Consider the following 26,107-nt stretch of genomic DNA (forward strand, 5'->3'; position numbering starts at 1 on the left):
CCATTCACATAGTCTTACATTAATCATTGCAGTTATCTAAATTTTTATTTGTAATTTCTTCTAAATTACTTTTCATCTGCATTAATAATCTTCTGAAAATTACTAGCTCATCTTCAGTAAAATTTTTAAAACATTCCTTTTTGATTCCATTATAATAACTTTTAAGCTCTAAGCTTAATTCCTTGCCAATTTCTGTTGTGTAAACTCTCATAACTCTTTGATCTGCTTCATCAACTTTTCTTTTAATAAATCCTGCCTTTTCTAATTTCTTTATCATCCCTGTAACTGTAGCAGGTTTTATATTAAGAACTTTTGCAAGTTGATTTTGACTAATTCCTTCTTCATGCCCTATTACCCCTAACAAATGAGCTTGACCAGGATGAAGACCTATCTTTTCCAACAATTGATGGGCTCTATGAAAGTTGAGTTTTATAACTTGATGAAAAATTCCATATAATGATTCTCCATAATTCTGTTCTATTTCTCTCACCTCCAATTAGTTAGGCAACTAAACTATTTATTATATTACCACCATAAATATTTTTAGTCAATATCTTTATAATTCCAATTTATTAATAAAACATTAATATCATTTCAGATTATACAAATAGGATATTTACTTGCTTTATCTATATATTATTTATAGTTTGTTGTGTTTAAATTAACTAATGTAAATATTTTCACATCGTTTTGTTCACAAAAATTTTAGTTAGCTACCTAATTAATTTTCACCCTAAAATTATATTCTTACTAATTGTTTATTGCTACAATAACAATTGATATTTACTATAATAATTCATAACCTAAGGTCAAGGTCAACAGTATATATCATATTTATAAACTGAATTTAAACTACTTAATAAACTTACTAGATAAATAAATAGTAAATGTACTTCCTTTACCTAATTCACTTTGAACCTCTATTGAACCTTTGTGAACTTCAATAATTCTTTTTACTATTGAAAGACCTAATCCATTGCCCCCAATTGATCTAGCTCTAGCTTTGTCAGCTTTATAAAAACGTTCAAAAATATGCAGTTGTTCTTCTTCATCAATACCTATTCCAGTATCTATTATCTTAAACTCAACTTTATCTTGAACTTGGCTTAAATATATCTTTATTTGTCCATTTTCTTCTGTGAACTTTATACTATTATGAATTAAATTAGTCCACACTTGATTAAGCATTCCTTCATCTCCTATTATCTCTACTTCATCCATAAATATTTCAAATTTAATATTTTTTCTTTCCCAATGAGGCTCAAGAGATAATATAGTGCTCCTTATCTGCTTATCTAATCTATAGCTTTTAAGTTGAAGCTCAACTTGATCTGAATCTAAAGTCGCTAGTTTAAGCAAATTATCCCCTAGTTTGGATAATCTAGTACTTTCAGTTTCAATAATATTTAAGTAATGAACCCTCTCGTTTTCACTCAAATTATTATTTCTTAATACTTGAGCAAATCCTTTTATGGAAGTTAGAGGCGATTGAATCTCATGGGAAACATTAGAAACAAATTCTTGCCTCATTTTTTCCATTGTACTTAGCTCTAAAGCCATGCTATTAACCCCTTTTACTAACGCCACAAATGGTTTAATTTTATTATGATCATACTCTAGCTTTACATTAAAATCTCCTTTTGACATTTTTTCCATTGCTTCTACTATAGATTTAAACATGTTGATTTGATACTCCCTATAGTTTTTGCTGCCAAAATTAATTGTTGAAAATATTGTTGTAACTAGAAAAAATATTCCTAAAAGGGAATTTATCATCTGAGTAATCAGTATATTAGGCGTTTTCCCTATAGTCTTATAAATAAAACTAGTGATAAAGAAAGCTAAAATAATAAATGCACTTAATACAATTAATCCTAAGAGAACTCCAAAAATATTATGAATTTTACCTTTTCTAAATCTCATAATTTCACCTCTATCCTATATCCAAGGCCTCTAATTGTCTTTATCTTAAAGGAATATTCGTTTTCTGGAAATCTTTCTCTAAGCCTATTAACATGAACATCTAGAGTTCTTTCATTTCCTTCAAAATCATAACCCCATATATCTTCAATTAATTCATCCCTTGAAAAGGTTCTTCCTGGATAACTGCCAAGCTTAAACAAAAGTTCAAATTCTTTTAAAGGTAAGTTTAAATTTTCACCTCTATCTGTTACCTCATAAGTTTTGTGATTAATTGATAACTCTCCAACCTCTATTATTTCAGAAGCAGTTATAAGATATCTTTTAAGCAAAGCTTTTACTCTAGCTACTAATTCTAATGGTTCAAAAGGTTTAACCATATAGTCATCAGTTCCTAACTCAAAGCCCTTTACTTTCTGTGTTATATCACCTTTCGCTGTAAGCATAAGTATCGGGATATCATAGTATTTTCTAATTTCCTTACATAAATCCCAACCATCCATATTAGGCATCATTATATCAATAACTGCAATATTAACCTTTTCTTTTTGAATTTCTATAAGCGCCTCTATTCCATCAGAAGCCTCTAGTATATCAAATCCCTCATTTTTCAAAAGTACCTTTACTAACTCTCTAATATATGGATCATCATCAACTATAAGTATTTTGCTCATATTGATTTCACCTCTCTTTATTTATTATAATTCTACACAACTTTTTTAAACTGAATTTAAATAAAAATAAGGTTATTTCCATCAATTGAAAACAACCTTATCTTTATTATTAAATTTTAAAATGTTTTACTGCCTCAATCATATCTCTAGCTGTTTCATGAAGCCTATCAGATAGTCCTGATAAGTCTACAATTGTAGCTGACTGTTCTTCTACTGATTGAGTGACCTCTTCTACAGAAGCTGATAGTTCTTCTGATTCTGAACTTATATTTTGAACATTATTCATCACTTTATCTTTTATTGTATTAGTATTTTTTATTATCGCTGATACATTATTTATTTTAGGAATTACTACATTTATTTGATTAACGATAGTATCAAATGCAACAATTGTATTAGATACTATTTCTGACTGTTCTTCAAATTTATCTATAGATTTCATAGCTGTATCTGATACCATTTTCGAATTATTTGATATATTTTTTATAAGTTTTGCTATAATTTCTGAAGATTCTAATGTTTGCTCTGCTAATTTTTTAACTTCGTTTGCAACAACTGCAAAACCATTTCCGGCTTCATTTGCTCTTGATGCTTCAATTGCTGCATTTAAAGAAAGTAAGTTGGTTTGCTTTGCAACATTATTTATAGTTTCACTTATTGAATTAATTTCAATTATGTTATCATCTAGAACCTTTATTCCACTTGACATTTCTTCAAAAGATTCTCGCATATCCTCCATGCTTTTTACTACATAATTAATTTTTTCTGTTCCATCATCAGCCATAGACCTAATTGATGTGCTTTCTTTCTCCATTGTATTAATTTCCAAACTAATTTCCTCTAATGAATAAGCTAATTCTTTAAGCTTATTCATGGCTTCAGATAGATTATCATTTTGTACTGAAGTACTATCAGCTACGCTATTCATTGTACTGCTTATTTCTTCACTAGCACTAGCTACCCCTTCTGAAGATAATTTAAGTTCTTTTGAATATTCCTCTATGTCCTTAGAAACCACCTTTATATCAGAAATCATTTTTCTCAAACTTCCATTTGTACTACTTATGTTTAAACTTAAATCTTTAAGCTCATCTTTTGACCTTATATTTATTTCTTGGGTTAAATCTCCTAATGCCATTTCCTTTAAGTAATCTCGTATCTTTACTAAAGGTTTTGTTATACTTAAAGATATGATTACAGCTATACCTATAGATACTAAAAATACTATAATCGATATTATTGATATATCAACTATCTTTTCTTTTAGCCCTTGAAGCATTGCTTCATTATCCATCTTCACAATAACTAATCCAGATATATTAACCTTTGCACTTGCTGCTGCTACTCCATCAGTCCCACTTTCTTGTGAAGTTGTAGCTGATGATACTGCATCCGTTGCCCCTGCAAAACTTGTTGAAGAACCTGTTTTGTATAGAGGAACTGCCGAATAGTAATTGGCTTCTGAGTTTTCTTCTAATGAAAAACTTAATGCTTTATTATTTGAAACTAAATCTTTAGTATATTCATTATTAAACGATTGTCCCACTAATCCCTTATTAGTATTTGCAACATATCCTAATTTATCATTAACTATTCCTATAGAATCTACTAATGGATATTGCTCAAGTAATTCTTTTATTTTCTCTTGCAATTTTTCAGTTTGCTCTATTCCTATAGGTGATACTACCTTTTCAATATGTTCTGCATAAGCATAACTTTTATCTAATGCTTCTTCCTTCATTTGCTTATAGGAATTAAAAATTTCAAGTCCTAAAAAAGCTATAAGGTTTATTAATATCACCGACAAAAAGCCTAAAATCATTTTTTTCTTTATAGAATTAAGACTAAATATATTACCTTGTTTAATACTTCTCACTACAACATCTCCCCATTTTCTATTCCAATTGAAATTCATTATCTATATGCTTAAAATAAAGAATAACAATCTCAAATTCTATTGTCAACATATATTTCCTATTATACCAAATTAATTTACTTCTTTCTTTATTTTTCCTCAACTAAGTTTTTTCTTTAATTTCACTATTGTAAATCTCAATTTATTATCTTATAATATTAACTAACAAATAGTAAGTCAATAAATTTTTATAAGGATGTGTTCCTATGAATCAAAGTATTTTTGTAGCCCACGGGGCTCCAACTCTAGTATTCGAAAACAATAAATATACTGAATATTTAAAGCAATATGCTAAAACTATAAATAAACCTAAAGCCATAATAATCTTCTCAGCTCACTGGGAATCAGATATACAATTAATAGGTGCAATGAAACCCTACGATATGATATATGATTTTTATGGATTTCCAAGGGAGTTATATGAGGTAAACTATCCAGCTAGCTCTGATTCAATATTAGCCAAAAAAATTCAAAGTATTTTAACCCAAAATAATATTGATAGTAAGTTAGATTTCTCTAGGGGTATTGATCACGGGGCTTGGTCAGTACTAAAGCTTATGTTTCCTAATATAGATATTCCCGTAATAACAATGTCTGTTAATCCAAAGCTGTCTAACAAATCTCAATATGAAATAGGTAAAGCTCTATCCCCACTAAAAGATGAAGACATATTAATTATTGCAAGTGGTGGTATAGTTCACAATCTAGGAATGGTTGATTTCTATAAAGAAAATTCTATAGATTCTTGGGCTTTAGATTTCAATAATTGGATTAAGAAAGCTATAGAAGAATGGGATACTGATAAACTTTTTAAATATGAAAGTTTAGCTCCAAGTGCATCTTTAGCGGTTCCTAGAAATGAACATTTTATCCCTCTACTCATTGCTATGGGTGCAGGTGATCACTCTAAAGATGGTGAATCTTTGATAAGCACCTTCCAATATGGTAATTTAGCCTTAGATTTATTCAGATTTAGTTAATTATGAGGCCTCCTTTATGATAAAATATATTTAGAAAAAGGAGGCTATTTTATGAATAAAACTATTGGATTTATTGGGTGTGGAAATATGGCTCAAGCCATTATAGGAGGTATAATAACATCTAACTTTATTTCTAAAGAAAATGTTATTGCATCAAACCCATCTAAAAATAAACTTGATATTTGCCGTGATAAATACGGAATAGAAATCTATCCTGGGGATAATATATCAGTTGCTAAAAAGTCAGATATATTAGTTTTAGCTGTTAAACCACACTTTTATAGTGATGTAATTAAAGAAATTAAGGACTATATAAAAGAAGATGTTTTAATAGTAACCATAGCAGCTGGAGTAAGCATAGATTTCGTTGAGAAAAATTTCTTTTCACACATAAAAGTAATTAGAACTATGCCAAATACTGCTGCACTTGTTAATGAAAGCATAACTTTATTATGTAAAAATTCAGCTGTTAGCCATGATGAATTTGCCTTAATAACAGATATGTTTAATAGTATAGGTAAAACAGAGATTATTCCTGAAGCAATGATAGATAAAACTCTTGCTATAGGTGGCTCTTCTCCTGCATTAGTTTATATGTTTATTGAAGCTATGGCAGATGGCGCAGTTCTTCAAGGTGTTCCAAGAGACAAAGCTTACAAAATAGCAGCTCAAGCAGTTTTAGGTTCAGCTAAAATGGTTTTAGAAACAAATCTTCATCCTGGAGCCTTAAAGGATATGGTATGTTCTCCTGGTGGAACAACAATAGAAGCTGTTTATACTCTTGAAAAAAATAATTTTAGAGGTTCTGTCATAGAGGCCGTAGATAGCTGCACTAAAAAAGCTATAAAAATGAATAGTCAAAATTCAAAATAAAAAAGGCAATTGCACCAGTAGTTTTTAGCTACTATTGCAGTTGCTTTTTTTGCTCAAATGTGCAAATGATTAAATGTTTAGATATGCAGATAAGCATTTGCACATTTAAATATATAAATATTTAAATATATATTTACGAATTTATGTATTCACATAGGTTTTTACAAAACTCACTAGTTCTGAAAGATCGTAAAATACTTTAGGATACTTAATTCTCTCTTTATCAATAACAAAAACATCACCCCCTTCTTTTAGGGCTGCTGTTATTTTTTCTCTGGTTCCGCCTTCTTTTCCTGAGTCTTTCATCAATATTCCCTTACAATTAAATTCCTTTAGGCACGCTCTATTAAATTCCTCTGAGTGAGATCCTTTAAGGGCTATTATATCATCGGGGTTAACTCCAAGTTCTATCATCTTTTTCATGACCTCTATAGATGGCAGTACCCTATGCATAAATCTATTTTTCAAATTCATTTTAAGTATTTTTTCAACGCTTTTACTTCCTGTAGTATTTAAGATAGTACCATCAAATACTTTTAGTTTTTCTTCTAGTTCCTCAAAATTAGAAACTATATTTACCTGTGAGCATTCTTTGAACTCTTCTAATATACCTTTTCTTTCATATCTTAAATAAACAATATCTAATTTACTACATACCTCTATTACATTTTTTGAAACTTCTACAGCATAAGGATGTGAGGCATCTATCAGCAAATTAATATCTAACTCTTTAAACTTCTCTTCAAGTTCTTCCTTGTTTAAAGGTTTTGTATTAAGAATTTTATACTTATATTCTTTTAATAAGTCTCCACCATAAGTTGTAGCTGTAGATACAAACATATCCTCAGTAAACTCATTTAATCTCTTAAGTAATTCTCTTCCTTCTGAAGTCCCAACAATTATTCCTATCATTTTTTTTGCTCCAGTTTATATCCTCTAGGAGTAATAAAGAAACCATCTTTTATATAACTTTGAGAATTTCCTATGATAACTATACTCATCATATCTACATTTTCATCAGTAAACTCACCTATAGTTGTTAGATAAGCTTCTTGTCCATCCCTTAAAGCATTTTTAACTATCCCAATAGGTGTAGAATCATCTCTAAATTCTTTTATTATTTCTATAGCTTCTTTTAAATAGTCTGGTCTTCCTTTAGATTTAGGATTATATAAAGAAATAATAAAATCACCTTCTGCAGCCAATTTTATTCTCTTTTTAATAAGTTCATAATCCGTCATAAGGTCAGAAAGTGAAATATTACAGTTATCATGCATAAGTGGTGCTCCAAGTACTGATCCCGCTGCTGAAGATGCTGTTATTCCCGGAATAATTTCAACGTTATGATTATTTTCTTTAAGTTCTAATATAAGCCCAGCCATTCCATAAATCCCTGAGTCTCCAGTACTTATAACTGCTACATCCTTATCCTCTGAAAGTTTCAAAGCCTTTATACATCTAGCTTCTTCACCCTTCATTCCATTTGAATATATTTCTTTATCCTTTATTAAGGGTTTTACCATATCTATGTATTTAACATATCCTACTATTACGTCAACCTTTTCCAAAACCTCTTTTGCTTTTATAGACATTTGATCTAATCCACCAGGTCCTATACCTATTACATATAATTTACCCATCTATTATCTCCCTTCTCCTATGCAAAGAGTCATTCCTTCTTTTGATATTCTCTCAACAACAATTTCTCCCCCGCTTAAATAAACACAGGGTTCTGCAACTGCTCCAACACCTATAGATTTTCTAACAAAATCGCTACACTTAAATAAATGCTCTATTTTCCTAACCTCATCCCTAGAATGAATCTCTAAAGGAAGGCTAAAAACTTGAGAAATATTTAAGATAGCCTCTTCCTTAGACTTTAAATCTATGGTGGATATTTTTAATATGGAATCTTCTCTATATCCGTACTCTTTTAAACTTTCTCTTATAAAATCTAACATTTTTTCTTTAGGTACATCTTTCCTACAACCGATTCCTAAGATGACATTTTTTCTTACTAAAACTAAAGCTTCTGAACCACTTATTTTATTAGTGACTTTAACTTTAGGTAAGTTCTCACTACTTTCAATACATTCAATATATCCTTTAGGAATATCTATAATTTTATCTTCATCTTCAAATACAACTTTTTTCCCTTCTATTAAAAAAGCTGATATATCCTTAGCTTTTTTAATATCCGATATTAATAAATTATTTTCCTTAGCTATCATATCAGGTGCTTTTACACCTAAAGAATCTGTAGCTGTGGTTATAATTGGCATAGCCTTTAGAATTTCACTAACTTTTATAGCAAGTTCATTTCCTCCACCTAAATGTCCACTTAAAAGAGATATAGCATATTCTCCTTTAGCATCTACAACAACAACTCCAGGATCTATTGTTTTTCCTTTTAAATAGGTTGCAATAGCCCTTACAGCTATTCCTGTAGATGAGATAAATATTATTCCTTTTGCTTTTTCCATAGCTTCTTTTGTTATTTCATTTAGACCAACTGCTTTAATCTTATCTTTAGAGAAATATACGCTGCTGAAATTCCTACTTAGCTTTTCTCCCAAAATATCGCCTAGGCTTGAAACACTAAGGATATAAATCATCTATTTTACTCCTTTTCTAAACTCATGAGTAAATGTCTTATCATATAGTAGAGATTTTTCATATTCACTGTCTATAAAATCTCCAACCAATATTTGAGCAAACTTCTTAATTCCAGCTTCTTTTACCTTTACTGCTATATCCTCTAGTGTGCCTATAATTATTCTCTCATCTTCCCAAGTAGCTCTCTCTATAACAGCTACAGGAACATCTTCTCTTCCATAACCTTTTTTAAGTTTTTCAACAACCTTATCAATCATTCCTACTGAAAGAAATAAAGCCATAGATGCCTTATGTGAAGCTAAACTTTCTAAAGATTCATTTTCTGGTACTGGTGTTCTACCTTCTACTCTTGTTAATATAACAGTTTGACTTACTGATGGAAGAGTAAACTCTCTTTTAATACTAGAAGCCGCTGCTGTAAATGAGCTCACTCCCGGAACAACTGTATATTCTATATTTAGCTTTTCAAGTTCATCCATCTGTTCTTTTATAGCCCCATAAATGGAAGGGTCACCTGTATGAAGTCTAACTATTATAGAATCTCCATGAGAATTTTCTTTCATAACTTCTATAACCTCTTCTAAGGTCATGCTAGCAGAATCATATATCTTACACCCTTCTTTGCAGAAGTCCAAGTGCTTAGGACTAACTAAAGATCCTGCATAAATAATTACATCACAAGTTTTTATAAGTTCTCTTCCCTTTACGGTTATTAAATCTACATCCCCAGGTCCTGCCCCTACAAAGTAAACCATTCTATTTCCTCCTATCTATTAGCTATTATTAAAGACATGTACTCACATTCTGATAATATTTCTTCTCTACTAGATGTAATTACTTGACCTTCTCTCCCTGCTTTTCTAACCATAACATAATTAAAGCCCTTTTCTTCAAGTACATCTAATACTTCTTTTTCTCTTTTATAAACCTTCATTACTACAACATACTTTTCATCTTTTATATCATTAATTCTTCTTGCTGGAAGTACTAAAAGAGGTTCATTCCCCATAACTACTGGCCTTCCAGTTAGTGCAGCAGATGCACAGAAAGAAGTTATTCCTGGGACAGTTTCAACCTTAAATCCGCTTTCTTGTATATATCTTAATAAATGAACATAAGTGGAATATACTAAAGGGTCCCCTATAGTTAAAAAACTTACTATTTTCCCTTCTTGAAGCCTATTTTTTATAATTTCATAAGCTTCTAGTACCTTTCCATCAGTATTTTTTTTACCCATTGGAAAATGAGCTATTATAACTTCAGTTCCTTCTTTTATAAATTCCTTTGTAGTTTCGTAGGCTATGCTGTCTCCCTCTTCCTCTGAAGATGGTGCTACTATTACTTGAGATTCTCCTATAGCTCTTACTGCTTTTAAAGTTAATAGTTCTGAATCTCCAGGGCCTACCCCTATTCCATATAGTTTACTCATGTATTTTTTCCTTTCTTCCACTTACAATATATATTCCATTATTGCTCATCATCATGTAACTATTATTTCTATTTTTACTTATATGAACCTCTGTTATGTCAACTTCATAATTAAGTCTTTTTAATGTTTCACAAGCTTTATAACAATTATCCAAAGTAATAAAATTTAAAACTACTCTTCCTTCTTGTTTTAATATTCTATGACCTTCTTCAATTATTTTCTCTAAATTGCCACCTGTTCCACCTATAAATATTCCATCAAAACTTTCTGAAGAAAGCTTTTGCAGTTCTTCTAAAGCTTCTCCTTTAATTATATCTAAGTTATTACAACTAAACTTAGCTTTATTTTGAAGAATTAGTTCGTACGCTTCCTCATCTCTTTCAATAGCAGTTACTTCTTTACAGAATTTACTCATTTGAATAGATATTGAGCCTGTTCCAGCTCCAACATCTAACAACTTATCATCTTTTTCTAACTCTAATTTAGCTATGGAAAGAATTCTTACTTCTTCTTTAGTCATAGGAACCTTTCCTCTTATAAACTCTTCATCTTTTATAAATTTCACGTTCTCTCCACCACCATTATGTTTAATTCACTAAACTCTTTTGCCTCTATTTCTTTTGGACTTCCTATAGTTATCTTCTCATCCTCATAAGAAAGATTTTCTCCTACATAAATGGTACATTCTATATTTTCATCATGTAGTTGTTTTGCAAGCTTAGTTGGGTTATTTATCTTATCCGTCAGCCATATAGATAAGTTGACCTCTCTAACTTCTTTTATAAAATCTCCCTCTCGTCCATGGAGAGACGATAGTTTTGCTTCTTGCCAAGGTTTCCCTAGTTTACTCATAAGATACTGAAAAGAGCTTATTCCAGGAATTACAGTAATTTCTTCACTAATATTTCTTTTAAGATAATTAAGTACACCATAAAAACAGGGATCTCCAGAAGCTACTATACTTATATTTTCAGAAGGATTATTTTCTATAAACTCTATTATACCTTTTAAATTATTCACCGCTACCTTAGGTGTAGATATAAAATCCAAACTTTCCACGGCTCTAGAAAACCCTATAACTATAGAGCTATTATTTAAAGTTTCCATAGCTTTAAGTAACATATATTCTTTACTTCCTGGTCCAAGTCCAACTAAAGTAATCAAGTTTCTTCCTCCTCACTATTAAATAGAAGTTTAGCTTCTTTTCCTCCCCAATATAAAACAACCTCTGAGGTTAACTCATTCATCACATACTGCTCCATTTTTTCTTTTGCTTTTAGAGCTATAGTTTTATATATCGACTTATATTCATCTGGAATTATTCTAACAGCACCTTCTGTAGTTTTTTCATTATAAACAGCTGTCACTAATTCTAGTGGCGCTCCTATTAAAGCTAATTCTAGTGCTATAACTTCAAGTCTCATATCACAAACTTTAGAATGAGTATTAAAGGCACCAGCTGCTACTTTTCCAAGTTTCCCTATATGTCCTATTATAGTAACTTTCTTAACAGAATAGTATCTCGCTGCTTCTAAAGCAAATCCAACATAATTAGATATAGTAACCATCTTGTTTCTATCATAACCCAGGGATTCTCCGAATTTTTCTCCCATATTTCCAAATATAAATATTAACTCATCATAATAGGCAGCTTTAGCTTTCATTTCTATTTCAATAGTTTCTTTTAAGGCTTCCTCTGACATAGGATATACTATTCCAGAGGTTCCAAGTATACTTATTCCACCTAATATATTAAGCCTAGGATTAAAGGTTCTTTTAGCTACTTCTTCCCCTTCTGGAACAAAAATAGTTATCTCTACCCCTTTATCTTCTGGAAGAACTTTAGTTACTTCTTTTTCTATCATAAGTCTTGGAACTGGATTTATTGCAGCTTCTCCCTTTTTTATATAAAGACCTTCTCCACAAACTACTCCTACACCTTTTCCACCTTTTAGAGAATATCTATCCTTCGATTTCTTAGCTGTTGCCCATATTTCTATTCCGTGGGTTACATCTGGGTCATCTCCCCCATCTTTTACTACACAACAAGAAACAAAGTTTTCTCCTCTTTCTATAGTTTTTATAGGAAGCTTAAGTGGTATTCCTGCTGGAGTATCAATATCTATAAACTCTAAATTAATGTCTTTGTATAGCATTAAGGTAGAAGCCTTTGCAGCTCCAGTTGCACAAGAACCAGTGGTATAACCACATCTTAGCTTTTTCCCTCCAGCATTTACATACATGTCTAACATTATTCTCTCTCCACCAGCATATACATAAGAGCATTAACTATAGCTGCAGCTATATTACTTCCACCTTTTCTTCCTCTTATAGTTATCATAGGAATATCAAGTTTTTCTACTTCTTCTTTAGACTCCCTAGCCCCTACAAATCCTACAGGCGCTCCAATTATAAACTTAGGATTAGCTTTTCCCTCTTCATATAAGCTCTTTAGATTAAACAAAGCTGTAGGTGCATTTCCAAATACGAAAAACTCTACACCTTCCTCTGACGCTTTGGCTACAGCTGCCATTGAACGAGTTATTTTTTCTTCCTTAGCTTTTTTAGCTACTTCTTCAAGAGATACATAAGTTATGACTTCACACCCTAACTGTTTTAGAGCTTTTTTATTTATACCAGCTGCAATCATGTTTGTATCTGTGTATATCTTTACTCCACTTTTAAGAAGCTTTTTAGCTTCCTCTATAGCACCGTCTCTTATATAAACTAAATCTTTATATTCAAAATCTGCTGATGTATGGATAACTCTTTTTACTATAGAAAGTTCTTCCTCAGTAAAGTTATGAGTTCCCATCTCACTCCCTATTATTTCAAAACTTCTTTGCTCTATTTCCATTGGATTCTTAATGTACTCCACGACTCTTCTCCTTACAACTGTTAATTATTTCTTTAAGAAACTCTATATTTGAGAAAAAATGAATATGAGCATAAGCTCCTAAAGTATTTTTCTTAATATATCCACATTTCCAACTTTTCAAGCTTCCATCATAAGCTCTTTTCTCTAAAGTATAAACCTTCTCTTCATCAGAATTTATAGTTGATTTATGAAACTCATGTGCTCTTACTTTTAATGCTCTTCTTATTAAGGAATTTTCTTTAACATCTATAAAGGTGTATCCAAAGTTATTTAGTTTATCAGTCATAACTGATTCTCCTTTAAATACGCCAACCATTTTCTCCCCTTCTATTTCTTCCATAAGGTACATGAGGCCTCCACACTCTGCATAACAAGGCAGTCCGTCTTCAAGCTTATCTTTAAGACTTTGTATGAAGCTTGTATTTTTAGATAACTCTTCTCTAAAAACCTCTGGGTAACCTCCACCTATATATATGAAGTCAAGTTTATCAGGTAGCTTTTCATCCTCTAAAGGCGAAAAATACTTAATCTCTCCTATTTCCTCTAAAAGCTCTATATTTTCCTTATAATAAAATGAAAAAGCCTTATCCCTAGCTATTCCTATTTTTAGACCCCTTTTCCTTAGGTGAAAATTATCACTAAATCTTTCTGTTTCTACTAAACAGTTAAGTAATCTATCAACATCAACATTATCCTCTATAAGTTCTGCTATTGTGGATATCTTTTCATCTAAATCATCTACTTCAGAACTTTGAACTAATCCTAGATGCCTTGATTTTAATGATATTCTTTCATCTTTAGGTACATATCCTAAAAGAGGTACATCTATCTTCTTATCGAATATAGTTTTTAATAATGAATAATGACTTTCAGTTATATTATTGAGTATTATTCCTGCAAAGTCTGTTCCTGAAAACTCTAATATTCCACTTACTTCAGAAACAAAGGTAACACTTGAAGCTCTTGGGGTAAGTACTAAAATCACAGGTATATCTAAAAGCTGAGACACATGTGCTGTAGAGGCTTCTGAGGTGCATCCCATACCATCATATACTCCCATTACACCTTCTATTATTCCAATTTCTCCTCTACCTCTTGAATAAACTGCTTTAAGTCCATCTTCTCCTTGCAAAAAATAATCAAGATTTCTAGAAGGATTTCCTGTTACCTTTTCATGAAAAGCTGGGTCTATATAGTCTGGTCCAATTTTGTAAGGTGCAATATCATATCCTTTATCTTTAAGTAATCTCATAAGACCTAAAGTAAATGTGGTTTTTCCTCCACCTGAGCAGTTAGATGCAATTATTATTGATTTCATAAGGACCTCCTTATTTTAATTCATAATTCCCTTTTTACTTTCACCCATTCCCTCATATTTACCATTTATAGCTTCTTCTAGATGCCTTAAATATATATTTCTAATTTCTTTATATTCTCCTAAACCTTTAAATATCTTTTTAACCTCTATGCCTTCCTCTTTGAGTCTTAGATACCAAGATTCTTCTTCCTCAGAAAATATATCATTTTTAGCATGGTCTCCTGCCACCAAAAGGAATGGTGTTAAATTTATTTCTTTAACATTATATTTTTTCAAGGTTTTAATTACTCCTTCTATAGATGGGTAACCTTCAACCGTTCCTACAAATGCATTATCATAATCTAGTTCTCTAAACCTATTTTGAAGACAACCATAACAAGAGCTTGCTGGATGATTGGTTCCATGTCCTACTAATAGAACATTTTCTCCCTTTGGCATAACTTTTTTAAGCTCATCAATTAAATCATCGTAATCTAAATTAACCTCTTCTGATTGGAAGTATAATAAAGGTCGTCCTATAATCAAATTCTTAAAGCTTTCTTTATAGCTATTTACAACTCTCTTTATATAGTCATATTCTTCTCCTGGAATTATATGAAGAGGTTGCACAACAACTTCATCATATCCACATAACTTAAGATTTTTTAAAGCTTCCTCTGGTGTCATTGCATTCATATCATACTTATCTTTTAAACTTTTTATTATCATATGTGAGGTAAACGCCCTAAAAACATCATATTCATTTTTATATTTTTCCTCTACTTCTTTTTCGATAACCACTATGGTTTTATCTAAGGTATCTAAGTGAGATGTTCCAAAACTTGTGATCAATATTGCTTTTTTCATTCCTTCAACTCCTATAAAAAAACCTCTATCCATTTGGATAGAGGTAAAAGTGCAAGACAAATATAATGGTAATATAATTCCACCTATTCTTATATCACTTTCCTTCCCTCCGAAGGATTAGCTATAAAAAATTAGGCAGGTCTCCTGACTTAGGGTTCATCCTCCTTCTTCCTTCCCAGTAAAACCAGTGGATCATTAGAATTCGTCACCCTTTACAGTAGCGGGGGCTGTAGAGGCCTTTAACCTCTTTCCCTTTTAAATTTATTTCCCAGGAAATAAATACCATAACTTCTCTTGTTATTCTGTTAATGAAATTATATCTCAAAAAGCAAACTTATACAAATACTTTCCTACACTAAAAACTTATTTAACACTTGCTTAAATTCATCTTCACTTTCTGTAATAAAGGCTTCAAATTCTGTCCCATTAATCTTAACAGCCTTAGCTAATTCTAATAAAAATTCCGGTACCTTATCTTGAAGTATATCTCCATAATAGTCACCTATTCTAGTTTTACCTTCACCTAGTTCACCTTTAATATGAAGTTCAAAAACATTTTTAGGTCCATCTCCAACTCTTTTCATCTTTCCGCAAAAACCTATATTCCCAACTTCATGAACTCCACAGGAATTAGGGCATCCTGAAATATGTACTCTTGGAAGCAAATCTTCCTTTATACCTTCAGCCCTAAACATATCTATCATCTCGTTTAGAGTTTTTTGTCCATTTAAAACTCCCATTTGACAGATAGGTGTACCAATGCAAGCAACAGATTGTTCTAACCTTGTTTCTCCACCTAACCCCTCTGTAAGACTGACTATTTTTTCAGCTTCTTCCCCATTTAAGTTTCTTATATATAAACCTTCCTCCATGGTAAGTCTTATTTCAATATCATCCATATTTTCTATTTCATCTATAAGAGTTTTTAACACAGATAATTTTAGTTGTCCTCCTACTGGATGGAAGTACACGCTATATAAGCCTTTTTGTTTTTGAGCTATAATTCTCTTATTATTTATTGTAATTTCCTTACCTTCTTTTTTTATCTCTTTTATCTCCAATTCTAAAGGTAAGTTCTCAGCTTTCTTAACTTCTTCTAAATGTTTTTTATAACACTTTATAAAATCATCTTTACCCATTCTGTCTAAAATATATCTGATACGAGCCTTTCCATGATTTTTATAATCTCCTTCAGCCATAAATAAATTAGTTATAGCCTCAACATGATATAAAATATCTTTTGGTTCTATTAGTTCTCCAAGTTCTACTCCAAGCTTTGGATTTCTTCCTAATCCTCCACCTATATACACTTTAAAATATTCTTTATCATCTACTTTAACTGCCAAAAAACCTTGATCTGTAACTGTTGCATGTGAAGCATCTTTATCACTGCTGGAAAAAGCAACCTTAAGCTTTCTAGGTAATTTATAGCTAGTAATTTTCTTCATAAAATGTCTATTAACAGCCATAGCATAAGGAGTTACATCAAAAGTTTCATCTACATCTACACCAGATAAAGGAGAAATCGCTACATTTCTTGGAAAACTCCCCCCTGCTCCTCTTGTATAAATTCCATTCTCTAAAGCCTCAACCATTACTTCACATATACCATCTATATCAAGTCCATGTAATTGTATAGCCTGCCTAGTTGTAAGGTGAATCCCTTCTAAATCATATTTATTTGCAAAATCATAAACTAACTTAAGCTGCTCTTTAGAAGCTATACCTGACATAATTCTAAGCCTAATCATAAATTCCTTTCCACTTCTATGGGCGTAAACCCCCATACCACCTGAAGCCTTTTTAAAATCTGCTTTATTCATTTCTCCATTTAAAAACTTATATCCTGCCTCTTTAAAATCCTTAATTTCTTCTAATAATTCACTATTTAATTTATCCATATAATCCACCTCTTAATACTGTTTACAATACAAACAAAGTATACTCTTTACCCTTTTATAAGTAAAATAGGTTTTATTAATGATGTGGATAAAAATTTCTAATGCTTATTTTCCTCTTCTATTTTCATCACAATCTTTTCACATATCTCATGAGTTATTAACGAATCTTGTATAGATGGACTCGGGATCTTATTATTTTTCACACAATCTATAAAATGATCTGCTATTTGATAAAATCCTCTTTTATATAACGTTGGTTCCCAATCTCCAAACTTAGATAGGCTTTTATTCTTATCATGTAAATGCCAAGTCTCCACGAAATTATCTACTATATATTTATTCCCAGCAGTCATGTATTCTACTATTTCTTCAGTAATTCCATTGTTTCTATTCATTATTCCTATAGCTGTACATCCTTCAACAATCAATTGAATTACTACATTGTGAAGCATTCCTTCTTTCTTTAAATATCTAACCTCTATTTCCTTAACCTCTCTATCTAATAAAAACCTTAAAGTATCCACAACGTGAACAAAATCCTCCACAATAAATATTCTAGTATTATCAGGAAGACAAAATCTATTTTTTTGAATTATTATTATATCTGCTTTGCCATGTTCCTTTAACTTACTAAACATAGGAGAAAATCTTCTATTAAAACCTACCATAGCTATAACCTTATTTTTCTCAGCTAACTTAGCTATCTCTTCTGTTTCTTTAAAATTTAATGAAATAGGTTTATCTATATACACATTTATTCCATTTTCAATAAGCTTTTTAGCTACTTCAAAATGAGCTTCCGTAGCAGTGCTAACAAAAACAGCTTGAACTTTTTTATTTATAAGTTCATCAACTGTCTGTACATACTCATTTATTCTATATTTAGTCGAAAGATTCTCTAAAGTAGTTTTATTTCTAGTACAAAGAACTAATTCTATATCCTCTTTTTCACTAAGTACTGGTAGATATGCTTTTTTAGCTATATCTCCTAATCCAACAATTCCAATCCTCATAAATTTTCTCTCCTTACAACACAGATTTAGTTTTCTTCATAAACCTAGATATAAATTCACCTGCCAAAATAGCTAATAATATATACATCTCGTATCTATATCTAGTTTGAGTTTCTATAAAAATATGCACTAATGTAAATCCAATAAATAAAAGACATATAATATCTATTTCTTTATTATTTCTTTTAAATTTACCTAATAGAGCTCCAAGTGAACCTATTATCAGAAATAAATATTGTAGATTACCTATTTCTGAAAGCCTAAAGGTATTATCAGTAATTTTTTCTTCAGAGAGAGAAAAAGAATACTGATTGTCCCTCTTTCCTAAGAAGTCATACATTTTAGTTTTAATGAATGGAAAAGTTTCTTTATAATTTGTTATAGAATTTTTTATTACCTTAAGACATTCCTTATTATAAGCATCATAATCAAAATTTAATCTCTCTAAATCAAAGTAAACTTGTGTTTTCCTAGCACTTTCTGTAGGAATTTTATATACGCCTTCATCTGTAAGACCTAATACAAATTTAAAATACTTTGCATTACTTTGACTTATAGCCTTTGGTGCTATCTCTGTCTTAACAAAAGCAAAATCAACTAATTTAACCACCATAGTAAAACAAAGTATATAGGTTACCAAAATACCTAGTATTTCTAAATACATAGTTTTACTAAATACTTTGCATACATAGGTAATAGCCACTCCAATGATAATAATTATAGCTATAGGCCTAAATATCTGCATTAATCCTAAAAATACTCCTCCAATTGCTGCTGACTTTTTATCATTTTTTAGAATAAAATATAAAGATGTTACCATTAATGCGCCACTTATATGCTGGTTGTTTATAACCGAAGACCCCATTATATTAGGAATATATAAAGAATATAATGTAGCCCCTATAGCTCCGATATCTTTTGTATACCTATCCTCGCAAATCTTATAAATCATTATGGAAGTTACTATTAGATATATCCATTCTAATATTTTAAAAAATATAAGTTTGTCTCCAAATATTTTGGTTATTAATGCAAGATAGGAAGTATATCCAATTTGAAAATTATAGAAATAAAAATAATTGGTTTTATCGAAACTTTCTTGTTTAAAAGTTCCATCTATAATCTTATTTGCACCCTCCAAAAGTATTTGGTAATCACTAATAGGAGTAGTCTTTGCATACAAGTTCCAAAGTGCATATATAATTAATGAAATTACTGACAAACCTATCAAAAAGTATTTTGTGTTTTTTCTATTTACTCTAACAGCTGTTATAACAGAAGCTAAAGTTATAAATAATATAATTACTGTTGTATTAATGCTTAACTTTTCTTTAGTTAATTCGTAATATGCATGTCCTGATATTAGGAGTATTATTATACCCAAAATCGCAAATAAAAAGTTTAATTTACTTACCATAGATTTTATCTTCATCTTAAATCTTCTCCTATAAAAAATTCAGAGTCCAAGGAGATACTTTTTCTATGTTTCTAACTAAATCCTTATGGTCTAATCCATCAAAAATTTTAAATTTAATATTATTCTCTTTAATAGCTTTTTCATTTTTCTCTAGGTTTTCTAAAACTCTTGGATTATCATTACTTCCTGAGTAAATAGCCAGAGGTGTTTTTCCCTCATTTGGATCAACCTTAGTCCAACTATTCCAAGCCTTAAGTTGAGCAAGTATTAAATTTATGTCAGTATTTTTAATCCATTCCCTATCATCTTCTGATAAATCTTCTAACTCATTATTCTCTTTTTTATGGGATAATTCTTTATATTCTATAATCCACTCAGGAACTACCTGTTTAAAAAACTCATCCCCAAATGTAGTCCCTCCACAAATAACCTTTCTTATATTACTATCATATTTCCAAAGTTGTAGTCCTATAGTTGCTCCATAAGAATGTCCAAAATAGTTATATTCACTAAATCCACACTGGCTAACTACAGATTTAATATCATTTAAAATATTTTGTAAGGAGTAAAACTCTGGTTCATATGATTTATCACTTTCTCCATTACCTCTTAGATCTATGCAAATAGTAGTAAACTTATCCTGTAAGACATCTACCCATCCATATTCCTTCCACATTTCTTTTTTAGCACCCATTCCATGAGCTAAAACAAGAGCTGGTCCATTTCCATAAATACTATATGCTATTTTAGCTCCATCATTTGAAGTAATATATTTCACTACCTAGTCCCCCTTATCCTAAATTATTGCTGTTATTATGTTAATTTGATATATACATTATATATTAATTTCAATTTAATTCCAATTTATAAAAGAACCATCTCAATTTATTTTTGAGATGGCTCTATATTAATTATTTTAATTTCTCTGAATTACCTAAGCTCACACTGAAAGTTTCACCATTTTTCATTAATATGTGACCTGAACTGTAAGGTTTATCTTCTATTGTTATATAAACTTTATCTACTCCATAATATGCGCCTAAAGTATTTGTTATCCCTTGAAGTATATTTAGTTCATAACTTGACCCTGCATTCATTTCTTTAACAAGATTTTCTGAAAAATCAACATAAACAACTCCATTATTTAAATATAAACTCTTTATATTGACATTTGGGCCTAGTAAACTGCCTACATTGTCTTTAGGTACTTCTTTAAACAGTTTCTCTAAAGTTAATCTTGTTATATCATTTGTTTTAAAGCTTAATTGTTTCTCCACATAATAAAGCTTCATTTCATCTCCACTAGGATAATATATTCTAACATTTTGAACTAATGGAGTATCCTTTTTAATCTCATCTAAAGTTGAAGTTACTTCTGAACCTTGTGAAGTATATACAGTTTTAACTAATCCATTTTTAGCTGCATAATAGTCTAACTTCTTATAGTTTTTACCTTCAGTTGTTACTTCCAATGTTTTAAATTTACCTACATTAGTTGTTATCTCAACTTCTGTATTAGATATATATCTTTTACTTCCATCGGGTGCTGTCCAAGAGGTCCCTTTAACTAAAGGTTCCTTTAAGAAAATCTCCTCTACTTTGCCTTGTTTTGTTGTAAAGTTTTCTCTAAAATAAGTTTCTTCTCGAGATAATACTGATCTAAGCTCTCCATCTTTATTTTCTAATACAGTTACAAGCTCTGTCCCTCCATTATTTTTTCTGATTTGAGCTCTATTATTGTCTATATAATCTACCCATACTGTATATTTAGCATATTCATTTCCGCTTCCTGCATACTCATATACTACATTATCATTAAAAGGATAGATATCCTTTATGCTATAAGCAGTACCCCCATTGTCCTTTGTTTCTTCATTATCGGGATTCTCAGTATCAGGTTTAACAGTGTCATTTTTGCTACTATTATCTTTATCAGCTGCACTTATGTTATTACATCCAAACATAAATAATACAGAAAGAGATAACATAATGGCACAAATAATCTTTTTCATCTTTCATCCCTCTTTTCTTTAATTTATAGTAAATTACTCTATACTATAATATTAATATATAGGGGGATTTTGGTCAAATTTCCTTAGTAATCATTTACACCAAAATAGGTCATAACTATCTAGTTATGACCTATCAATACTTCTTTTAAATTCTGCAATCTTTTTAAACTTTCTATTCTGTATTCAACTTTTTCTATATTTCCAAATCCATATTCGGCATAAATAAATGGGATTTTATTTTTTTCAGCAGCTTCATAATCTCCTAAGATATCTCCTACGTAAACTGGATTGTTTAAAGAGTTTCTTTGTATTACTAATTTTATATTTTCAGCTTTAGATTTACCTGTAGCTCCTGAACACTCAAAATCTAAAAATAAATCCTTTAAGTTATGATATTCAAGAAAAGCTTCTATATATCCAGCTTGGCAGTTGCTAACTATAAATAGCTTATATTCACTTTTTAGTTTATTTAAAGTTTCTTCTAAATCCTCATATAAAGCCCCACCTTGTTTTGCTATTAATTTTATCTCCTCTTTATAACATAACTCTATGACTTCTTCTCTCTGCTCTTTTGATAAATAAGGAAATAATTTTTCTCCTATCAAATCATGTTGCAATCCAAATACTCCTCTTAGATCCTCTGCTGTTATAGGTTCCTTAATATACCCAAAATCATTTAAAGCTTTTTCCCATGCCTTTAGGCAGGTTTCTAGTGAATCCCATAAAGTCCCGTCTAAATCGAAAATAATACTATCTATTTGTTGCAAGTTTTCTCCTCCTATCTACTACCTTCTCCTAGGTCTACTTGTCTTCCTTTATAATCCCAAAACTGTGACATTCTATTTAAATTATTGTTAGCAGGTTCATATAACTGATCAAAATAATATGAAACTCTATAAAAATATTATATATCTTCTACCATTCTATAACCAACTCCAACCTCTGTTAAAATATATTTAGGTTCAGCTGGATTTATCTCTAACTTTCTTCTTATATTAGCCATATTAACTCTAAGAGTCTGATTTTCATTTGTATATGGTCCCCATATTTCCCTTATTATAAAATCATGAGTGAGTACTTTCCCTGCATTTTTTGATAAAATAGTTACTATTTTATATTCTATAGGAGTTAAATGCACATCCTTATCAAATACAGTTACAAGTCTTTTAGCATAATTAATATGAAGATTTCCAACTTCAAAGCTTTCTTTTTCTATGGTGGAGGAATCTCTGCTGTGCTCTACATGTCTCATAGCGGTTCTTATTCTTGCTAAAAGTTCAGATGTTCCAAAAGGTTTTGTTATATAATCATCTGCTCCTAAATCAAGTGCCTCAACTTTTTCTCTTTCATGCCCTCTAGCAGATACCACTATTATAGGAAGCTTACTCCAACTTCTTATGTTTTTAAGAACGTCTATTCCATCAATATCTGGAAGCCCTAAATCTAAAATAATTAAATCTGGAACATGTGAAGTAACCATAGATATACCTTCTTTTCCCCTACTTGCTTTTATAACACTATAATTATGAGAATTTAATATAGCTGTCATAAAATTACTTATTCCCTCATCATCTTCAATAATTAAGATTAAAGCCTTATTATCCATCCTTTCACCTCACTCTAATGGCAGTGTAAATCTAAACACTGCTCCGTTTGTCTTTTTATTGGCAGCTTCTATCTTTCCACCATGAGCTTTAATTATGGACTTACATATAGAAAGTCCTATTCCCATACCCCTAGATGAATCCGAACTTTTTTTACCATTTGGAACGTAACTCTCAAATAAATAAGGGAAATCCTCTTGAGATATTCCTACTCCATTATCTATTACTTCAAATAAAGCCAGATTTCCTTTTTTCTTAACAATCACTTCTATTTTTTCGTTATTTATTGTATGTTTAATTGCATTATCTAAGAGATTAATAAGAACCTGTACTATCAATGTTCCGTCCATTGGAACTAACAGAAGCTCATCTGGCACTTTAACTTCTATATAGCTACCTACAAATCTTTGTCTGATACGAGCTATAGCTTCAGCAACTATTTCTTCTACAGCTTCTGGAGTCTTAGCTACATTCATTGTTCCTTCATTTATTCTTGTAACTGATAAAAGATTTTCTACCATTCTTATAAGCCACTGAGAATCCTCTTTTATGTTATACAATAATTTTTCTTTAGTATTTTCATCTATAACATCTCCACTTTCTAGTATTGCAGAACTAGAACCTAAAATCCCTGTAAGTGGAGTTCTTAAATCATGTGCTATAGCTCTAAGAAGATTACTCCTCATCTTTTCTTTTTCTGATTCTACTAGTATCTTTCGTTGCTCATCAGATAAATACTGCCTTTCTAAAGCCATAGCAACTTGAGATATTATCATACGTAGAAACTGCCTATTATCTTGACTTAACACACCTTCTCTACATGATATCCCAATTACGCCTAAAACTCTGTTTTGTGAAGCAACAGGCATATAAAATGCTCCTGCTCCCATAAGTGTATCAGTTCCTGCTCCAGCTCGCTTTCCATTTACAAATACCCAGTTTGCTACAGCCTTCTCGTCTTCTGATATCATAAAAGTATCTTCATCTATATTACTTACTTTAGTAAAACTATAATTAAACTTATTTTCTAAATCATTTGTGTAGAAAATAACTGATCTCGAAAATAGTTTCGTAATATACTCATTTGTTAACTCTATTATATTCTTAAGCCCTCTTGTCACTAAAAGTCTTTTATTTATTTCGTATAGTACTTCTGTACGTCTTTCTCTTGCAACTGCTTGACTTGCCTGGGTTTTAATTCTTACTGTTAATGCACTTGTTATAAGTGCTACTATAAGCATTATAATAAATGTTATTGGATATCCTGCTTGAATTGCATTAAAAGTATAAAATGGTACAGTGAAAAAGAAATTAAATGTTAATACGCTTATTAATGATGCCATCACACCATACATATACCCTCTTGTTATACGAGATATAATAAGAACAAATAATATATATACCATTATTATATTTTGGTCCCCAATATCTATTTTTCTAAGAGCTAATGAAATAAATGTAGCAATTATTATTAATCCTAAAGTTAATAATGAATCCTTCCATGAAAAGTATAATCTATTATCCCAATATTTCTTTCTACTTTTTTTGAATGGCTTTCCTGCTGTATTTCCTGGTATAATGTGCACTTCAGTATTGGGCAAAAATGAAATTAGTTTATCTTCAAAGTCCATATCAAATAAATTTCTTAAGGTCTTTTTATTTCTACTTTTACCGATTACTATGTTTGTTATGCCTGAAAGTTTGGCGTATTCTGTTATGACTGCAGCTATATCATATCCATTTAAATTAACCACTTCAGCTCCTAACTTCTCTGCCAATCTTACATTTGATATTAAGTCTTTCTTTTGGCTATCATTCAAATTATCTTCATCTGTATTTTCAACATAAACAGCTATCCATGGAGCATGAAATGCTTCAGCTGCTCTTGCTGTCCACCTAATGCATTTAGAAGATGAAGGTGATGGGCTTATACATACAAGAAATTTGGTATTTGAGACCTTTTCCAAAATACTTTTTTTCCCTTGATTTTCATTACTTATTCTGTCTGCTACTTTTCTCATAGATATTTCTCTTAGAAGCCTTAAGTTTTCTTTAGTAAAAAAATTATACATGGCTTTCTTAGCTCTATCAGCTTTGTATATTTTTCCGTCTTTAAATCTTGTAAGTAGTTCTTCTGGATCAATATCTATAAGATTAACTTTATGCGCCTGGTCAAAAAAATAATCCGGAACAGTTTCTTGGACAGTAACCTTAGTTATATCTCTCACTACATCATTTAGACTCTCTATATGCTGAACATTAACAGTTGTATAAACATCTATTCCTGCATTTAAAAGTTCTTCTATATCTTGATATCTTTTTTTATTTCTTACCCCAAAAGCATTAGAATGAGCTAGCTCATCAACTAGAATAAGTTCTGGTTTCCTTTTAAGAGCACCATCTAAGTCAAATTCTTTTAAACTTATATTCTTATAAGCTATGTTTTTACACGGCAATATAGGTAATCCTTCTAGTAATTCCATAGTTTCAGGTCTTGCATGAGGCTCTACATACCCTACAACCACATCTACTCCGCACTTTATTTGTTCTTGTGCATCATCAAGCATAGCGTAGGTTTTACCTACGCCTGCTGCATAACCAAAAAATATTTTAAGCTTACCTTTTTTATTATTTTCACTAGTTAAAATTTCTTCTAAAAGTATTTCAGGATCTGGGCGGTTATTTTCTTCCATCATTTACATCACCACCTT

General features: G+C 30.6%; 25 protein-coding genes and 1 riboswitch. Of the genes, 2 read left to right on the top strand and 23 right to left on the bottom strand.

Annotated features, from left to right (window positions below):
• Positions 1-19 precede the first annotated feature (19 nt).
• The 4 genes from B3N22_RS21775 to B3N22_RS21790 form a co-directional block, all read right to left on the bottom strand.
• On the bottom strand, positions 20-403 hold the full coding sequence (locus B3N22_RS21775; RefSeq protein WP_286910516.1) for a MarR family winged helix-turn-helix transcriptional regulator: 384 nt from the start codon (positions 401-403) through the stop codon (positions 20-22).
• Positions 404-852: 449 nt separating this feature from the next.
• Positions 853-1,923, bottom strand: coding sequence for a sensor histidine kinase (locus B3N22_RS21780; RefSeq protein ID WP_286910518.1), 1,071 nt, complete (start codon positions 1,921-1,923; stop codon positions 853-855).
• The gene (locus B3N22_RS21785; protein WP_286910520.1) at positions 1,920-2,594 is read right to left on the bottom strand and encodes a response regulator transcription factor; all 675 of its coding nucleotides are present in this window, start codon (positions 2,592-2,594) and stop codon (positions 1,920-1,922) included. The genes B3N22_RS21780 and B3N22_RS21785 overlap by 4 nt, the downstream gene beginning before the upstream one ends.
• A 109-nt stretch (positions 2,595-2,703) precedes the next feature.
• Entirely contained in the window at positions 2,704-4,470 is a 1,767-nt protein-coding gene (locus B3N22_RS21790; protein WP_286910523.1) for a methyl-accepting chemotaxis protein, read from the bottom strand.
• A 245-nt stretch (positions 4,471-4,715) separates the two neighbouring features.
• Here B3N22_RS21790 and B3N22_RS21795 point away from each other — a divergent pair, with 245 nt between their 5' ends.
• Together B3N22_RS21795 and proC are read left to right on the top strand one after the other, a co-directional pair.
• Positions 4,716-5,489 carry a DODA-type extradiol aromatic ring-opening family dioxygenase gene (locus B3N22_RS21795; RefSeq protein WP_286910524.1) on the top strand — a complete coding sequence of 258 codons (774 nt, stop codon included), beginning with the start codon at positions 4,716-4,718 and terminating at the stop codon, positions 5,487-5,489.
• Between the two features lie 51 nt (positions 5,490-5,540).
• Entirely contained in the window at positions 5,541-6,362 is an 822-nt protein-coding gene (gene proC / locus B3N22_RS21800; protein ID WP_286910525.1) for a pyrroline-5-carboxylate reductase, read from the top strand.
• 141 nt (positions 6,363-6,503) lie between these two features.
• Here proC and B3N22_RS21805 read toward each other — a convergent pair whose 3' ends face one another.
• The 19 genes from B3N22_RS21805 to B3N22_RS21895 form a co-directional block, all read right to left on the bottom strand.
• Complete coding sequence (locus B3N22_RS21805) at positions 6,504-7,274, bottom strand: cobalt-precorrin-6A reductase (RefSeq protein ID WP_286910528.1); 771 nt, start codon at positions 7,272-7,274, stop codon at positions 6,504-6,506.
• Complete coding sequence (cobJ, locus tag B3N22_RS21810) at positions 7,271-8,002, bottom strand: precorrin-3B C(17)-methyltransferase (RefSeq protein WP_286910532.1); 732 nt, start codon at positions 8,000-8,002, stop codon at positions 7,271-7,273. Before cobJ ends, B3N22_RS21805 begins: the two co-directional genes overlap by 4 nt.
• A 3-nt stretch (positions 8,003-8,005) precedes the next feature.
• Entirely contained in the window at positions 8,006-8,977 is a 972-nt protein-coding gene (gene cbiG / locus B3N22_RS21815) for a cobalt-precorrin 5A hydrolase (RefSeq protein ID WP_286910534.1), read from the bottom strand.
• A complete protein-coding gene (gene cobM / locus B3N22_RS21820) occupies positions 8,978-9,733 on the bottom strand; it encodes a precorrin-4 C(11)-methyltransferase (RefSeq protein ID WP_286910536.1) in 756 nt (251 codons plus the stop codon).
• Between the two features lie 11 nt (positions 9,734-9,744).
• On the bottom strand, positions 9,745-10,407 hold the full coding sequence (locus tag B3N22_RS21825; RefSeq protein ID WP_286910538.1) for a cobalt-factor II C(20)-methyltransferase: 663 nt from the start codon (positions 10,405-10,407) through the stop codon (positions 9,745-9,747).
• Positions 10,400-10,972: a precorrin-6Y C5,15-methyltransferase (decarboxylating) subunit CbiT gene (gene cbiT, locus B3N22_RS21830; RefSeq protein WP_286910540.1), complete on the bottom strand. Its 573-nt coding sequence runs from the start codon at positions 10,970-10,972 to the stop codon at positions 10,400-10,402. The genes B3N22_RS21825 and cbiT overlap by 8 nt, the downstream gene beginning before the upstream one ends.
• Positions 10,969-11,571, bottom strand: a complete 603-nt coding sequence (cbiE, locus tag B3N22_RS21835; RefSeq protein WP_286910542.1) for a precorrin-6y C5,15-methyltransferase (decarboxylating) subunit CbiE — start codon at positions 11,569-11,571, stop codon at positions 10,969-10,971. Before cbiE ends, cbiT begins: the two co-directional genes overlap by 4 nt.
• Positions 11,568-12,659 (bottom strand): cobalt-precorrin-5B (C(1))-methyltransferase CbiD, encoded by a 1,092-nt coding sequence (gene cbiD, locus B3N22_RS21840; RefSeq protein WP_238905386.1) that lies wholly within the window; start codon positions 12,657-12,659, stop codon positions 11,568-11,570. The genes cbiE and cbiD overlap by 4 nt, the downstream gene beginning before the upstream one ends.
• Complete coding sequence (locus B3N22_RS21845) at positions 12,659-13,264, bottom strand: precorrin-8X methylmutase (protein ID WP_238905488.1); 606 nt, start codon at positions 13,262-13,264, stop codon at positions 12,659-12,661. Before B3N22_RS21845 ends, cbiD begins: the two co-directional genes overlap by 1 nt.
• 7 nt (positions 13,265-13,271) lie before the next feature.
• The gene (locus B3N22_RS21850; RefSeq protein ID WP_286910544.1) at positions 13,272-14,603 is read right to left on the bottom strand and encodes a cobyrinic acid a,c-diamide synthase CobB; all 1,332 of its coding nucleotides are present in this window, start codon (positions 14,601-14,603) and stop codon (positions 13,272-13,274) included.
• Between the two features lie 15 nt (positions 14,604-14,618).
• A complete protein-coding gene (locus B3N22_RS21855) occupies positions 14,619-15,449 on the bottom strand; it encodes a sirohydrochlorin cobaltochelatase (RefSeq protein ID WP_286910546.1) in 831 nt (276 codons plus the stop codon).
• Between the two features lie 117 nt (positions 15,450-15,566).
• Positions 15,567-15,751: riboswitch (cobalamin riboswitch) on the bottom strand.
• Positions 15,752-15,799: 48 nt separating this feature from the next.
• The gene (locus B3N22_RS21860; protein WP_286910548.1) at positions 15,800-17,350 is read right to left on the bottom strand and encodes a nitrite/sulfite reductase; all 1,551 of its coding nucleotides are present in this window, start codon (positions 17,348-17,350) and stop codon (positions 15,800-15,802) included.
• A gap of 98 nt (positions 17,351-17,448) precedes the next feature.
• The gene (locus tag B3N22_RS21865) at positions 17,449-18,363 is read right to left on the bottom strand and encodes a Gfo/Idh/MocA family protein (RefSeq protein ID WP_286910550.1); all 915 of its coding nucleotides are present in this window, start codon (positions 18,361-18,363) and stop codon (positions 17,449-17,451) included.
• 13 nt (positions 18,364-18,376) lie between these two features.
• A complete protein-coding gene (locus B3N22_RS21870; protein ID WP_286910551.1) occupies positions 18,377-19,795 on the bottom strand; it encodes a glycosyltransferase family 39 protein in 1,419 nt (472 codons plus the stop codon).
• A 13-nt stretch (positions 19,796-19,808) separates the two neighbouring features.
• Positions 19,809-20,558, bottom strand: a complete 750-nt coding sequence (locus B3N22_RS21875; RefSeq protein ID WP_286910553.1) for an alpha/beta hydrolase — start codon at positions 20,556-20,558, stop codon at positions 19,809-19,811.
• A 133-nt stretch (positions 20,559-20,691) separates the two neighbouring features.
• Positions 20,692-21,792: a GerMN domain-containing protein gene (locus tag B3N22_RS21880; protein WP_286910556.1), complete on the bottom strand. Its 1,101-nt coding sequence runs from the start codon at positions 21,790-21,792 to the stop codon at positions 20,692-20,694.
• Between the two features lie 119 nt (positions 21,793-21,911).
• Positions 21,912-22,559 carry an HAD family hydrolase gene (locus B3N22_RS21885; protein WP_349676658.1) on the bottom strand — a complete coding sequence of 216 codons (648 nt, stop codon included), beginning with the start codon at positions 22,557-22,559 and terminating at the stop codon, positions 21,912-21,914.
• A 137-nt stretch (positions 22,560-22,696) separates the two neighbouring features.
• Positions 22,697-23,398, bottom strand: coding sequence for a response regulator (locus B3N22_RS21890; protein ID WP_286910558.1), 702 nt, complete (start codon positions 23,396-23,398; stop codon positions 22,697-22,699).
• Positions 23,399-23,407: 9 nt separating this feature from the next.
• Positions 23,408-26,092 carry a sensor histidine kinase gene (locus B3N22_RS21895; RefSeq protein WP_286910559.1) on the bottom strand — a complete coding sequence of 895 codons (2,685 nt, stop codon included), beginning with the start codon at positions 26,090-26,092 and terminating at the stop codon, positions 23,408-23,410.
• Positions 26,093-26,107: the final 15 nt, after the last annotated feature.

Origin of the sequence: Clostridium sp. UBA1652, assembly GCF_002320975.1 — a bacterium.
Taxonomy (GTDB): domain Bacteria; phylum Bacillota; class Clostridia; order Clostridiales; family Clostridiaceae; genus Clostridium_T; species Clostridium_T intestinale.

Coding starts and splice junctions, on each gene's coding strand:
- B3N22_RS21780 (WP_286910518.1), bottom strand. CDS start 1,923: ATGAGATTTAGAAAAGGTAAAATTCATAATATTTTTGGAGTTCTCTTA.
- B3N22_RS21785 (WP_286910520.1), bottom strand. CDS start 2,594: ATGAGCAAAATACTTATAGTTGATGATGATCCATATATTAGAGAGTTA.
- B3N22_RS21795 (WP_286910524.1), top strand. CDS start 4,716: ATGAATCAAAGTATTTTTGTAGCCCACGGGGCTCCAACTCTAGTATTC.
- proC (WP_286910525.1), top strand. CDS start 5,541: ATGAATAAAACTATTGGATTTATTGGGTGTGGAAATATGGCTCAAGCC.
- B3N22_RS21805 (WP_286910528.1), bottom strand. CDS start 7,274: ATGATAGGAATAATTGTTGGGACTTCAGAAGGAAGAGAATTACTTAAG.
- cobJ (WP_286910532.1), bottom strand. CDS start 8,002: ATGGGTAAATTATATGTAATAGGTATAGGACCTGGTGGATTAGATCAA.
- cbiG (WP_286910534.1), bottom strand. CDS start 8,977: ATGATTTATATCCTTAGTGTTTCAAGCCTAGGCGATATTTTGGGAGAA.
- cobM (WP_286910536.1), bottom strand. CDS start 9,733: ATGGTTTACTTTGTAGGGGCAGGACCTGGGGATGTAGATTTAATAACC.
- B3N22_RS21825 (WP_286910538.1), bottom strand. CDS start 10,407: ATGAGTAAACTATATGGAATAGGGGTAGGCCCTGGAGATTCAGAACTA.
- cbiD (WP_238905386.1), bottom strand. CDS start 12,659: ATGTTAGACATGTATGTAAATGCTGGAGGGAAAAAGCTAAGATGTGGT.
- B3N22_RS21845 (WP_238905488.1), bottom strand. CDS start 13,264: ATGGAAATAGAGCAAAGAAGTTTTGAAATAATAGGGAGTGAGATGGGA.
- B3N22_RS21850 (WP_286910544.1), bottom strand. CDS start 14,603: ATGAAATCAATAATAATTGCATCTAACTGCTCAGGTGGAGGAAAAACC.
- B3N22_RS21855 (WP_286910546.1), bottom strand. CDS start 15,449: ATGAAAAAAGCAATATTGATCACAAGTTTTGGAACATCTCACTTAGAT.
- B3N22_RS21860 (WP_286910548.1), bottom strand. CDS start 17,350: ATGGATAAATTAAATAGTGAATTATTAGAAGAAATTAAGGATTTTAAA.
- B3N22_RS21865 (WP_286910550.1), bottom strand. CDS start 18,363: ATGAGGATTGGAATTGTTGGATTAGGAGATATAGCTAAAAAAGCATAT.
- B3N22_RS21870 (WP_286910551.1), bottom strand. CDS start 19,795: ATGAAGATAAAATCTATGGTAAGTAAATTAAACTTTTTATTTGCGATT.
- B3N22_RS21880 (WP_286910556.1), bottom strand. CDS start 21,792: ATGAAAAAGATTATTTGTGCCATTATGTTATCTCTTTCTGTATTATTT.
- B3N22_RS21890 (WP_286910558.1), bottom strand. CDS start 23,398: ATGGATAATAAGGCTTTAATCTTAATTATTGAAGATGATGAGGGAATA.
- B3N22_RS21895 (WP_286910559.1), bottom strand. CDS start 26,092: ATGATGGAAGAAAATAACCGCCCAGATCCTGAAATACTTTTAGAAGAA.